Origin of the sequence: Streptomyces sp. NPDC102462 (genome assembly GCF_044765425.1) — a bacterium.
Taxonomy (GTDB): Bacteria; Actinomycetota; Actinomycetes; order Streptomycetales; family Streptomycetaceae; genus Streptomyces.
This window is the reverse complement of sequence record NZ_JBIWKB010000025.1, coordinates 87,166-98,698: the sequence shown is the minus strand read 5'-3', so window position 1 is coordinate 98,698 and position 11,533 is coordinate 87,166. Positions and strand designations below refer to the sequence as shown.

Annotated in this window: 11 protein-coding genes and 1 pseudogene; 7 read left to right on the top strand and 5 right to left on the bottom strand. The window is 75.2% G+C overall.

Annotated elements, in window-relative coordinates:
- From ACIRFL_RS22305 to ACIRFL_RS22295, 3 genes and pseudogenes are all read left to right on the top strand, one after another.
- A pseudogene (locus ACIRFL_RS22305) lies at positions 1-482 on the top strand (hypothetical protein); the annotation flags it as partial.
- The gene (locus ACIRFL_RS22300) at positions 479-1,096 is read left to right on the top strand and encodes a DUF2064 domain-containing protein (RefSeq protein WP_404030952.1); all 618 of its coding nucleotides are present in this window, start codon (positions 479-481) and stop codon (positions 1,094-1,096) included. The pseudogene ACIRFL_RS22305 and the gene ACIRFL_RS22300, both read left to right, overlap by 4 nt.
- Positions 1,093-1,830: a class I SAM-dependent methyltransferase gene (locus ACIRFL_RS22295; RefSeq protein ID WP_404030949.1), complete on the top strand. Its 738-nt coding sequence runs from the start codon at positions 1,093-1,095 to the stop codon at positions 1,828-1,830. The genes ACIRFL_RS22300 and ACIRFL_RS22295 overlap by 4 nt, the downstream gene beginning before the upstream one ends.
- Here the strand turns inward: ACIRFL_RS22295 and ACIRFL_RS22290 are convergent.
- Positions 1,719-2,231: a hypothetical protein gene (locus ACIRFL_RS22290; RefSeq protein ID WP_404030946.1), complete on the bottom strand. Its 513-nt coding sequence runs from the start codon at positions 2,229-2,231 to the stop codon at positions 1,719-1,721. The two genes, ACIRFL_RS22295 and ACIRFL_RS22290, sit on opposite strands and share 112 nt — an antisense overlap.
- Complete coding sequence (locus tag ACIRFL_RS22285; RefSeq protein WP_404030943.1) at positions 2,228-3,457, bottom strand: molybdopterin-dependent oxidoreductase; 1,230 nt, start codon at positions 3,455-3,457, stop codon at positions 2,228-2,230. Before ACIRFL_RS22285 ends, ACIRFL_RS22290 begins: the two co-directional genes overlap by 4 nt.
- A gap of 113 nt (positions 3,458-3,570) precedes the next feature.
- Here ACIRFL_RS22285 and ACIRFL_RS22280 point away from each other — a divergent pair, with 113 nt between their 5' ends.
- The 3 genes from ACIRFL_RS22280 to ACIRFL_RS22270 all read left to right on the top strand — a co-directional run bounded on the left by ACIRFL_RS22280 (position 3,571) and on the right by ACIRFL_RS22270 (position 7,046).
- Entirely contained in the window at positions 3,571-4,971 is a 1,401-nt protein-coding gene (locus tag ACIRFL_RS22280) for a hypothetical protein (protein ID WP_404030940.1), read from the top strand.
- Between the two features lie 141 nt (positions 4,972-5,112).
- Positions 5,113-5,724: an ArsR/SmtB family transcription factor gene (locus tag ACIRFL_RS22275; RefSeq protein ID WP_404030937.1), complete on the top strand. Its 612-nt coding sequence runs from the start codon at positions 5,113-5,115 to the stop codon at positions 5,722-5,724.
- Complete coding sequence (locus tag ACIRFL_RS22270; protein WP_404030935.1) at positions 5,721-7,046, top strand: MFS transporter; 1,326 nt, start codon at positions 5,721-5,723, stop codon at positions 7,044-7,046. Before ACIRFL_RS22275 ends, ACIRFL_RS22270 begins: the two co-directional genes overlap by 4 nt.
- Positions 7,047-7,187: 141 nt before the next feature.
- Here ACIRFL_RS22270 and ACIRFL_RS22265 read toward each other — a convergent pair whose 3' ends face one another.
- Complete coding sequence (locus ACIRFL_RS22265) at positions 7,188-8,819, bottom strand: ATP-binding protein (RefSeq protein ID WP_404030932.1); 1,632 nt, start codon at positions 8,817-8,819, stop codon at positions 7,188-7,190.
- Positions 8,812-9,498 carry a response regulator transcription factor gene (locus ACIRFL_RS22260; protein ID WP_404030929.1) on the bottom strand — a complete coding sequence of 229 codons (687 nt, stop codon included), beginning with the start codon at positions 9,496-9,498 and terminating at the stop codon, positions 8,812-8,814. Before ACIRFL_RS22260 ends, ACIRFL_RS22265 begins: the two co-directional genes overlap by 8 nt.
- A 149-nt stretch (positions 9,499-9,647) precedes the next feature.
- Here ACIRFL_RS22260 and ACIRFL_RS22255 point away from each other — a divergent pair, with 149 nt between their 5' ends.
- The gene (locus ACIRFL_RS22255; RefSeq protein WP_404030926.1) at positions 9,648-10,346 is read left to right on the top strand and encodes a PepSY domain-containing protein; all 699 of its coding nucleotides are present in this window, start codon (positions 9,648-9,650) and stop codon (positions 10,344-10,346) included.
- 65 nt (positions 10,347-10,411) lie between these two features.
- Here the strand turns inward: ACIRFL_RS22255 and ACIRFL_RS22250 are convergent, their stop codons facing one another.
- Complete coding sequence (locus ACIRFL_RS22250; RefSeq protein WP_404030923.1) at positions 10,412-11,437, bottom strand: alcohol dehydrogenase; 1,026 nt, start codon at positions 11,435-11,437, stop codon at positions 10,412-10,414.
- Positions 11,438-11,533 lie beyond the last annotated feature (96 nt).

Sequence of the window (11,533 nt, the reverse complement as noted above, 5' to 3'; positions counted from 1 at the left end):
GAATTGCCGCGCCGTCCGACAGAGGTGACGCACCCGCCGGGGAAAGCGGCACGCCCACCGCGGAAGACGACGCACCCGCCAAGGAAAATGCCGCACCCGCCGCAGACGGCAGCGCACCCACCAAGGAAAGTGCCGCACCCGCCACGGAAGCCGGCACGCCGACCGCGGAAGAGGGCGCACCCACCGCGGAAGAGGGCCCACCCACCAACGGAATTGCCGCGCCGTCCGACAGAGGTGACGCACCCGCCGGGGAAAGCGGCACGCCCACCGCGGAAGACGACGCACCCGCCAAGGAAAATGCCGCACCCACCGCGGAAGTCGACGCGCACGCCAAGGAAAGTGCCGCACCCGCCGCGGAAGTCGACGCGCCTGCCAAGGGAAGGGGCGCGCCCGGTGCGGGAGATGGCTTGCCCGTCGAGGGAACGGGCCCGGCCGGGGCGGGAGATGGGGCGGCGGGGGGCCGAAGGGGTGGGGGGCGGTGATCACGTTGGTCGTCATTGCCAAGGAGCCCCGGGCGGGCCGGGTGAAGACCCGGCTCACTCCCCCGTTCACGCCCCGGCAGGCGGCGGAGCTGGCCGAGGCGGCGCTCGCCGACACCCTGGCGGCCGTGGCGGACGCGCCGGCCGCCCGGCGCGTCCTCGTCCTGGACGGCTCGCCCGGCCCCTGGCTGCCGCCCGGCTTCGACGTCGTACCGCAGGCCGCGGGCGGCCTGGACGAGCGGCTGGCGGACGCGTTCGCCGGCTGTACGGGACCGGCCCTGCTGATCGGCATGGACACGCCACAGGTGACCCCCGCGCTGCTCACCGTGGACTTCGCGGGATGCGACGCGTACTTCGGACCGGCCGAGGACGGCGGCTTCTGGGCGCTGGGCCTCGCGGTGCCCGCCCCCGAACTGCTCAGGGGCGTACCCATGTCGACGGCGAGGACGGGCGCGGTCCAGCGGGCCCGGCTCGTCACGGCCGGTCTGCGGGTGCGCGATCTGCCCCGGCTGCGTGACGTGGACACCGCCGCCGACGCCCGCGCGGTCGCCGCGGCGGCCCCGGGCGGGCGGTTCGCCGCGCGGCTCGCCCGGCTCGGCACGGGCACCGGCCGGTGAGCGGCGCGCCCGGCGCCGCCGCACGGGCCGTCTCCCCGCCGTGGGGTGCCGGCGACCCCTACGCGGACGCGCTGCGCACCGGCCGCGGCCCGCTCTTCCTGCGCCGCGGCGACGGCTGGCTGCTGCCGCTGGACGTGGAACGCTGGTGTGCCGCGGCCGACGCGGTCGACCTTCAGGTGCTGGAGCGCTGCGAGGGCGCCGTGCTCGACGTGGGGTGCGGGCCCGGCCGGCTGGTGGCCGCGCTCGCCGCGCGGGGCCGTCCCGCGCTGGGCATAGACGTCAGCGAGGCCGCCGTACGCCACACCGTGCGCAGGGGCGGCCAGGCGCTGTGCCGTTCGGTCTTCGAACGGGTCCCCGGCGAGGGCCGCTGGGGCACGCTGCTGCTCATGGACGGCAACATCGGCATCGGCGGCGACCCGGGCGCGCTGCTGCTGCGGCTGGCCCGCCTTGCGGCCCCGGCCGGGCTGCTGGTCGTCGAGACCGCGCCGCTGGACGTCGACGAACGCGTCCGGGTCCAGGTCGTCCGCACCGGCGGCCCGGCGGGCAGCCCCTTCCCCTGGGCGCGGCTCGGCACGCCGGCCCTGCTGCGGTGCGCGCGGCGTACGGGCTGGCGTGCCGTCGGTCAGTGGGCGGCGGGCGGGCGGTGCTTCGCCGCCCTGCGCAGCCGCACCGCGAGCACCACCGCGGAACCGGCGAACAGCAGGGCCGTGATCAGCAGCCAGCGGGCCGGGTAGCCGTCCGTGGACTGCCCGGCGGCCAGCCGGTAGGACTGGTCCACCGCCCCGGTGATCAGCGGGGACCAGATCAGGAACAGCAGCAGCGACAGGGCGGCGGGCACCCGAAGATAGCGGGCCCGCTCGCGGCGGCCGACCGCCGCACAGCCCCGTACCAGGGCGCGGTCGGCCGTCGAGTACAGCGGCAGCAGCACCAGGTCGTGCAGCAGCGCCGCCCCCACGAACCACAGGGCCACGCCGAACCAGTCACCGGCAAGCAGCCGTACGGCCGCATAGCCGGCCAGCGCGAACGAGCAGGCCAGCAGGAGGATGTGCAGCGGATTGCCGACGGGGACCCGGCGCCTGACGAGCCGCCACCGCATGGTCCGCGACCGGTCGCCGGCCGAGCTCCGTCGCTTCATCGCAGCTCTCCGAAGGTCATCCGGGCCACCCACTTGGTGTTGAGCACACCGGGTGCCGCGGGCACGATGACCCGCGCCGGGTAGCCGTGGTCGGGGTCCAGGTCCTCGCCGTTGACGTACAGGGCGAGCAGGGAGCGCTCGTCGCCGACCTGGTTGGCGCGCAGAGCGCCGCTGCGGAAGGCGCCGTGCCGCTGCAGCGACTCGACGTACACGTCCGTCGGACGGTCGTGGCCGACCAGCGCGGCCAGGTCGCGCAGCCGCACCCCGCGCCACCACTGGTCGGAGGTCGACCAGCCCTCCACGCAGGCGATCGGCAGCGCCGAGCTGTGCAGCGGCAGCCGTGCCAGGTCGGCCCGGCTCAGCCGGAGGGTTCCGCTCGGTCCCGCCACCACCAGCCGCCAGGTGTCCGCGGCGGTCTGCGCCGGGTCGATCCGGGCGTACGCGGCCGTCTTGTTGATCTGGAAGCCGTTGGGGCCGCTGCCCGGTTCGGATCCGCCGTGCGGGGCGAGCAGGGCGGTCTGCCGGGCCACCCCGTCGAAGCTGTGCCCCACGGTCGTGCCGAACAGCAGCAGCGAGCCGCCGCCGACCAGGCCCATGGCGCCGCGCCGTGACACGGTGGGCGGGTCGGGCCGCGGTGCGGTCAGTTCGCTCCGCTCCTGCCGCAGGCCCCGCACGCCGCGCAGCGCGGCCGGCAGCTTCAGGACGACGTGCGCGACGAACGCGGCGAAGAACACCCAGGCGCCGTAGAAGTGCAGCGGGTAGAAGGAGCCGGGGAAGACGTAGTCGAGCTGGATGTTGAGCACGCCGGTGACGAACTCGAACAGCGCGCCGCCGACCAGGAGCAGCAGTGAGATCCGCTCCAGGGCGTGGGCGAGCGAGCGGGCCGGCGGCAGGGTGAAGAGCTTCGGCGCGACCGACCACAGCTTGGCCAGCAGCACCGGGATCAGGGTGATGCCCAGCGTGACGTGGACGCCCTGGGTGAACCGGTACAGCCAGGCCGGACTGGTCGGCCAGGCGAAGAGGTAGAAACCGAGGAGTCCCTTGTCGGGTGTCTGGTCGTTGACCGGCGACAGGTCCGGGTTGTAGGAGGCGTACGAGAGCAGGCCGGTCACGAACAGCACGGTGATGCCGGCGAGCAGGACGAGGCCGAGCACCGCGGTGAACCAGGTACCGCGCACGGGGCTGCGCCAAAAGCCCGGCGAGGTGGGGAGCCGTTGATCGCGCATGCCCCGACCGTAGGCCGCGACCGCCCCGGGAACCGGTGCGCGACCCATGACGAAACGCTGACGTCCGTCGTGTGCGCCACCGGCCGGGCCGCCCGCGCGCCTAGCGTTCCGCTGTGACCCGCTCGCCCCGCCTCCCGCTCCGTGCCCTGTGCGCCCCCGTGGCCGCCGCCCTGCTCGTCCTGGTGGCCGTGCTGGTCGGCCGGCACATCCAGGACACCCGGCACACCCTGTTCGTCAACTGGCCGCCGCTGTTCGCGGTGTGGGAGCCGCACCTGGGTCCCGGCACCCCCGCGGCCGTCGGCCTGGCGGTGGCCACCGTGGGGTACGGGCCCGCGCTGGCGGCCCGGCTGCCGTGGCGGGCGCTGCTCGCCTCGGCCTGGGCCGCGGCCATGGCCTGGATCTGGTCGCTCGCGCTGGTCGACGGCTGGCGGCGGGGCGTCGCCGGCCGGCTCACCACCCGCGAGGAGTATCTGCGGGTCATCGGCCGCTTCACCGACATCCCGGCCGCCCTGCGGGACTTCACCCAGCACATCGTGGCCGGTTCCCCGGACCCGTGGCCCGCCCATGTCGCCGGGCATCCCCCGGGTGCCACGCTCACCTTCGTGCTGCTCGACCGGATCGGGCTGCGCGGCGGCGGCTGGGCGGGCGCGTGGTGCATCACGGTGGGTGCGACGGCGTGCGTGGCGGTGCTGGTCGCGGTGCGGGCGCTGGCCGACGAGCGGCTGGCGCGCCGGGCGGCGCCGTTCCTGGTGCTGGCGCCGGCCGCGGTGTGGCTCGGCGCCTCGGCGGACGCGTACTTCGCCGCCGTCGCCGCCTGGGCCGTGGCGCTGCTCGCCCTGGCCGTCACCGGCGGCTCGCCCTGGCCGGCGGCCGGCTCCGGTCTGCTGTTCGGGCTGACCTGCTACCTCTCGTACGGGCTCACCCTGTTCGCGGTGATCGCGGCGGCGGTGCTGGTGCTCGGCCGGCACCGGGTCCGCGAGCGGCCCGCCCTGCTCGCGGCGCTGGTAGCCGGACTTGCGGTGGTTCCGGCGGCGTTCACGCTCGCCGGGTTCGACTGGTGGCAGGGATACCGGCTGCTGGTCACCCGCTACTACCAGGGCGTGGGCGGGGTCCGTCCGTACGGCTACTGGGTGTGGGCCAATCTCGCCTGCACGGTGGTCTGTACGGGGCCGGCGACGGCGGCGGGCCTCGCGCGGTCCTGCGGGGCGCTCGCCCGGCGGCCCGGCGCGGCCCTGTCCCGGCCGGACGGCGGCGGTGGCCCGGGCGGCGGCCCCGGCCCGGGCGGCGGTGGCCCGGCCGCCGCCCGGCTCGCGCTGCTCGTCGCCGCGGCCCTGCTCGCGCTGCTGGTCGCCGACGTCTCCGGCATGAGCAAGGCCGAGACGGAACGCATCTGGCTGCCCTTCGCGATGTGGCTCCTGGCGTCCTGCGCGTTCCTCGGCCGTCCGCGCTGCTGGCTGGCCGCCCAGGCGGTGCTCGCCCTGCTCGTCAACCACCTTCTGCTGACGGGGTGGTGACGCCTGCGGCGGGGCCGGGAGGCACGGCCGCGGGTGGCACGGCCGCGAGTGGGCACCCGGACAACCGCAAACAGTTCTTCGCGAAGAAATGTTTGCGAAGAAGTCTTTGCGAAGAACTGTTTGCGGTCTAGGGTGCCGCGTATGACGAACACGGAGGAGAAACCGGACGCACCGTCCGGCGTGGCGGACTCGGTCGTCCTGGACGCCAAGGGGCTGCGCGCCCTGGCCCACCCGGTGCGCGTACGGCTGCTCGGACTGCTGCGGATGTACGGCCCGTCGACGGCCACCCGCCTCGCGGAACGCCTGGGCGTGAACTCCGGGACGGCCAGCTACCATCTGCGCCAGCTGGGCGCCGCCGGATTCGTCGAGGAGGACACGGAACGGGGCAACGCCCGCGAACGCTGGTGGCGTTCGGTGCACCGGGTGACCGAGCTGAACGACCCCGAACTCGCCGAGCGTGAGCCGGCGGCCACCCTGGCCTATCTGCAGTCGGTCGCCGCGACGTACGCGCTGCGCACCCAGCAGGCGCTGAACGAGCTGGAGACGATGCCCCGCCCCTGGCGTGACGCGTTCAGCCTGAGCGACGAGGCGCTGCGGCTGACGCCCGACGAGGCCGTCGCCCTGCGCGAGGAGCTGTGGGCGGTGATCGCCCGCTACCGCCGGGACACGCGGCAGGCGAGGGCGCAGGCGCCCGCGGGGGCGGAGCGGTTCTCCGTCATCGCCCATTTCCTGCCCGAGGTGGACACGCCGTGACGGACCGCGTCCCGGAGTCCGGCGGCACGTCGGCGAAGCGGTCGGCACGGGCACTGGGCGGGGTGCTGGCCGCCATGGCCGTGTCATTGACCGGGACGCGGGTGTCCGCCGTCGCCCTGCCCTGGTTCGTGCTCGTCACGACCGGCAGCGCCACCCGGACCGGGCTGGTCGCCTTCGTCGAGATGACCCCGTACGTGCTGGTCAAGGCGTTCACCGGGCCGCTGGTCGACCGGATCGGCCCGCGGGCCGTCTCCTGGACCACGGATCTGGCCAGCGCCCTCGCCTGCGCGGCGGTCCCCCTGCTCTACGGCCTCGACCTGCTGTCCTTTCCGGTGCTGCTGGCCCTGGTCGCGGTGATCGGCGCGGCCCGCGGGCCCGGTGACCTGGCGAAGGAGGTCATGGTCCCGGAGGCGGCCGAGCACGGCCGGATGCCGCTGGAGCGGGCCACGGGGCTCGCCGGGGTGACCGAGCGGCTGGCCGGCACCGTCGGCCCTGCGGCCGGTGGCGCCCTGGTGGCCCTGGTCGGCCCGTTGACCGGGCTCGCGGTCAACGCGGCCTGTTTCGCGCTGGGTTCGCTGCTCATCAGGCTGGTCCTGCCGCGCGGCATGGGGCGGGCGGCCGAGGAGGCGCTGCCGGGGGACGGGGAGACGGGAACGGGCTACTGGCGGCGGTTCGGCGAGGGGCTCGCCTTTCTGCGCGGCGAGCCGCTGCTGTTCACCATCATCCTGATGCTGGGTGTCACGAACCTGCTGGACGCCGCGCTCGGCACGGTGCTGCTGCCCGTCTGGGCCAAGGAGTCGGGCGGCGGGGCCGCCGCGATCGGTCTGCTGGGCAGCGCGATGGGGGCCACGGCGGTGGCGGGCAGCCTGATCGCGGCGATCGCCGCGCACCGGCTGCCGCGCCGGGCGGTGTTCGTCGTCGGGTTCCTGCTGGCCGGGGCGCCGAGGTTCCTGGTGCTCGCCTCGGGGGCGCCGCTCGGCGTGGTCGTGGCGGTGTTCGCCGTGGGCGGGTTCGGGGCGGGGTTCATCAACCCCATGCTCAGTGCGGTGCTCTTCGAGCGGGTACCGCGCCGCATGCTGGGCCGGGTCAACGCGCTCGGCGACTCGCTGGCCTGGGCGGGCATACCGCTCGGCGGGCTGCTGGCCGGGGCGGCGGTGGCCGCCGTGGGGCTCGTGCCGGTGCTGCTCGCCGGTGGGGCCGCGTACTTCCTCGCCTCGAACCTGACCGGGCTGCGGCCGGAGTGGCGGCAGATGGGCCGCACGGGCACGCGAACCACCCCCGAGGACACCGCCAAGACGCCCGACCCCCGACTCACGGCCTGACATCACCCCACCGACGGCCCGCCGGATCCGGCGTCGGGGCGAGGCAAGGCAGCCGGATTCCGAAGGCGCCGCGCCACCGGAGGCGGGCTCGACGACGGTGGCCGTACCGCCCGGCCGCTCCCGAGCCCACCACCCCCCCATTCATGGCTTGACCTCACCCCGCCGGCCGACCGCCGGATCCGGTGTCGGTTGCGGCTGTGTGGGGACTGCGGCGAGGCGAGGCAGCCGGATCTGGAACGCCGCGCCGCCGGTGGTGGACTCGCCTGCTGTGAGCGTTCCGCCGTGGCGGTGCACGACGTCACGGGCGATGGCGAGGCCGAGTCCCGCGCCGCCGTCGTCCCGGCTGCGGGACTCGTCGAGGCGGACGAAGCGCTCGAAGATCCGTTCCCGGTCGCCCGGCGCGATGCCCGCGCCGTCGTCCGCGACGGTGACCACGACGTCGTCGCCGTCGCGGCCCACGTCGACGGTGACGGCCGTCGCGGCATGCCGCTGGGCGTTGTCCAGGAGGTTGCCGAGGACCCGCGAGAGCTGTCCCCGGCTGCCCCGGATCCCCTGGGCGGTGCCGGTCGTGGTCACGGCGGTGGCGACGCGGTCGCCCGCGGCGCGCTCGGCCACGTCCGCGCGGACCAGCGCGGCCAGGTCGACGGGGGCGTCGGCGGGCCGCTCCCCGGCGTCCAGCCGAGCGAGCAGCAGCAGATCGGCGGCCAGGTGCTGGAGGCGCACCACGTCGTGCAGCAGATCGGTCGGGTCGAGCAACCCCGGGTGCTGGGCGGCGACTTCGAGGTGGGTGCGCAGCGCCGCGATGGGACTGCGCAACTCGTGGGAGGCGTCGGCGACGAAGCGGTGCTGGCGCTCCACGGACCGCTCCAGGGCGGTCAGCGTCTCGTTGGTGGTGCGGGCGAGCCGGGCGATCTCGTCGCGTGCGTCGGGCTCGGGCACCCGGCGGGCGAGGTCCCCGCTGCGGGTGATCTCGGCCATCTCCGCGCGGATGCCCTCGACGGGCTTGAGGGCGCGCCGGGTGACCAGCCAGGTCACGGCCGCGACGACGACGAGGAGGAAGGGAAGTCCGACCAGCATGGCCCTGGTGACCTGGTCGAGGGTGGCCTGTTCGTCCTCCAGGGAGGTGCCGGCGTAGACGGTGTAGGTACGGCCGTCGTACGTCGTTCCCTGGACCGCGGCGAAGGCGTAGGCGCGGGTCTCGTCCCCCACGGTGACGGTGAGGGTGCGCGGGTCGGCGTCCGTGCCGACCCTGCCGCGCGGCGGGACGACGTCGTCGTCATCGTCGTCGTCGCGTCCCCCGTGGTGGTCGGACGGGGTGCTGGACGGGGCGGCGGCAGCGGGCGCGTAGTCGGCGAGCGCGGGCCGTCCGCGCAGTTCCTCACCGGCGGCGAGCACCTTGTGGGCGAAGTCGACGACCTGAACCGGGTGTTCCGCGTCGTCGGGCAGGTCAAGGCCGCCGAAGTCGCCGCTCAGCGCGGCCTGGGCGCCCGCCACGGTCCGTGCGGTGATCTCCGACTCCAGGGCGGCCCGGCCGGTGAGGTTGTGCCGCAGTACGGCGACGACGGCGATCCCCGCGGCGACCAGGGCGACGCAGACGACGACGGTGGCGGCGAGCGCGGCGCGGGCCCGCACCGAGGCGAACGGTCTCAGCAGGCCCCGCGACGTCCGTTGCGGTGCGGCGGCGCCCTGAGGGGGCGTGGGCGCGCCGAGCCACGAGGGTGCCGCGGACGACCGACGGCGCATCCCGGCATGTCCGGCGGAGCGCTCAGGCATGCCGGCCGCCACCGGCTTCCAGCCGGTATCCGGCGCCGCGCACGGTCGTGATGGACCGCCGCCCGAACGGCACGTCGATCTTGCGGCGCAGGGCGCTGATGTAGACCTCGACGATGTTCGGGTCCCCGTCGTAGGCGAAGTCCCACACGCCGGCCAGGATGTCCGCCTTCGACACGACCTGTCCCGCGTGCCGGGCCAGGTGCTCCAGCACCGCGAACTCCTTGGCGGTCAGGGGCACTTCGGTGCCCGCCCGGTCGACGCGGCGGGCATCCGGGTCGACCGTCAGGTCCCCGACGCACAGGGTCGCGGCGCCCTGGCGGGTGCGGCGGCGCAGCAGCGCGCGGATGCGCGCCTGGAGCACGACGTACGAGAACGGCTTGGTGAGGTAGTCGTCCGCGCCGGTGTCCAGCCCCTCGGCCTCGTCGTACTCCCCGTCCTTCGCGGTGAGCATCAGGATCGGGGTGTGGTCGTCGGCGGCCCGCAACTGCGCGCAGACCCGGTAGCCGTTGAGGCCGGGCAGCATGATGTCGAGCACGATGAGGTCGTAGCGGCCCTCCCGCGCCAGGTGCAGACCGGTGATGCCGTCGTGGGCGACGTCCACGGCGAAGCCCTCGGCGGCCAGGCCCCGGGACAGGGCGGCGGCGAGGCGTCTTTCGTCCTCCACGATGAGCAGGCGCATGGGCACAGCGTCTCAGACGGCACCTGAAGCGATCTTCAGGGTGTTTCAGCCTGCGTTCAGGATCGTTCCCGCAGGGTGGGTCCCGTCAGGCCGAGACTTCGGCGCACCGCCGCGGCGGGCCGCGGCACTCAGGAAAGGACCGTCTCACGATGAAGGCCCTCAAGCGCCATCTGCCGACCGGTCGTCGGCGCACCGTCACCGCCGTGCTCGCCGCGGCCGTGCTGCTCGGCGGCGCCGGCGCCGCGACCGGCGTGGCCGTCGCCGACGGCGACGCCCGCGACGGCGGCACCCGCACCGGCGGGTCCGCCGTCGGTGCGAAGCAGGCGGCGGACGCCGCCGTGACATCCGTCGCGGGCACGGTCACCGCGGTCGAACGGGAGGAGGAGCACGGCAGGACGGTGTGGAAGGTCGACGTGGTCGACTCCCGGGGCACCGGGCACGAGGTCACCGTCGACGGAGGTGACCGCGGGGTGAGCGCGACCGGCACGCGTGCCGACCGGGGTGACCGGGACGACGCCGCCGAGGCCGCCGCGGTCAGGAGCGCCGCAACCGATCTGGGCCGGGCGCTGACGGCGGCCCTGGCCGCCGTGCACGGCACCGTGACATCCGCCGAGATCGACGACGCCGCGGACGGGACGGCCGTCTGGGAGATCGACGTGGTCGACGCCGGGGGCACGGAGCACGAGGTCGTGGTCGACGCCGCGACCGGCCGGGTCAGGGCCGCCCCCACCGACGGCCACGACCGGCGCGCCTCGCACAGGGACGACGACCGCGCCGGCGACGACCGTGCCCACGACCACGGGGACGACCACGGAGACGACCACGACAACAGCCGCGACGACGGCTGACCGACCGGCCCCGCGGGCCACGGCCGGGCCCCACCCGCGCGTCGGGGACGCGTCGCGGTGGGGCGTCAGGCCGGGGTGAGCACCATCCGGAACCGCGCGCGTCCGGAGAGCATCTTCCGGTACGCCTCGTCGGCCCGGTCCAGCGGCACGATCTCGGTCATCGGCCGGATCCCGTGCAGGACACTGAAGGCCATGGTGTCCGCCACGTCCTGCGCGGTGCCGGAGGGGTGGCCGCGGACCACCCTGCCGGTCATCAGCAGCTGGACCGGGCTGATCCCGAGTGGTTCGTCCGACGCCCCGATGACGACCAGTTCGCCGCGGGGCGTGAGCCCGTCCACGGTCTGGGTGATCGCGGCGGAGTCGCCGGCGGTGGCGAGCAGCACCTTGACCCCGCCGAGCGAGCGCAGCGCGTCCGCGACGGGCGTGCCCGACGTGCTGTCGACGTAGTGGTGGGCGCCGAGCTGCTTGGCGAGGTCGGCCCTCTCGGGCCCGCGGGCGATGGCCACGGTCTCGAAGCCCATGGCGACGGCGTACTTGACCGCGAGGTGGCCGAGGCCGCCGATGCCGAGCACGGCGACCCGGTCACCGGGCCGGGCCGAGCTGCGCCGCAGCCCGTTGAACGTGGTCACGCCCGCGCAGGCCATGGGTCCCGCGTCGGTCGCGGCCAGGCCCTCCGGGATCCGGGCCAGGGCGTCGACGGGGGCGACCATCGTCTGGGCGAAGCCGCCGTCGTAGGCCCAGCCGGGGACCTTCAGGTTCACGCACACGACGAAGTCGCCCCGCCGGCAGGGTGTGCAGTGGCCGCAGCTGCCGCCGAACCAGCCCACCGCGACCCGGTCGCCGACCCGCCAGCCCTTGTCCCGCGTGCCCTCGCCCAGTTCCTCGACGCGCCCGGCGATCTCGTGCCCGGGCACCACCGGGAACCGTACGCCGGGCAGGGCGGCGTTCACGAAGAAGGCATCGCTGTGGCAGACGCCGCAGGCTTCCACGGCGATCCGGACGTGACCGGGACCCGGGTGCGGCCGGTCCCGCTCGACGATCTCGAACGGTCCGCCCGCGGCGGGCACCTGCGCGACGGTGTAGCTGCTCATGTGACGCTCCGGGAACGAGTGCGACGGCCCCGTGAACCAGCACACCAGCTTCTCGCCGATCGCGCGCGCCGAGCGGACCCGCGCCGGGCGGACCCG

What these genes read in the sequence shown, in the direction of transcription:
- ACIRFL_RS22250 (WP_404030923.1), bottom strand. Translation starts at nt 11,437, where the DNA reads ATGAGCAGCTACACCGTCGCGCAGGTGCCCGCCGCGGGCGGACCGTTC.
- ACIRFL_RS22290 (WP_404030946.1), bottom strand. Translation starts at nt 2,231, where the DNA reads ATGAAGCGACGGAGCTCGGCCGGCGACCGGTCGCGGACCATGCGGTGG.
- ACIRFL_RS22265 (WP_404030932.1), bottom strand. Translation starts at nt 8,819, where the DNA reads ATGCCTGAGCGCTCCGCCGGACATGCCGGGATGCGCCGTCGGTCGTCC.
- ACIRFL_RS22275 (WP_404030937.1), top strand. Translation starts at nt 5,113, where the DNA reads ATGACGAACACGGAGGAGAAACCGGACGCACCGTCCGGCGTGGCGGAC.
- ACIRFL_RS22285 (WP_404030943.1), bottom strand. Translation starts at nt 3,457, where the DNA reads ATGCGCGATCAACGGCTCCCCACCTCGCCGGGCTTTTGGCGCAGCCCC.
- ACIRFL_RS22255 (WP_404030926.1), top strand. Translation starts at nt 9,648, where the DNA reads ATGAAGGCCCTCAAGCGCCATCTGCCGACCGGTCGTCGGCGCACCGTC.
- ACIRFL_RS22260 (WP_404030929.1), bottom strand. Translation starts at nt 9,498, where the DNA reads ATGCGCCTGCTCATCGTGGAGGACGAAAGACGCCTCGCCGCCGCCCTG.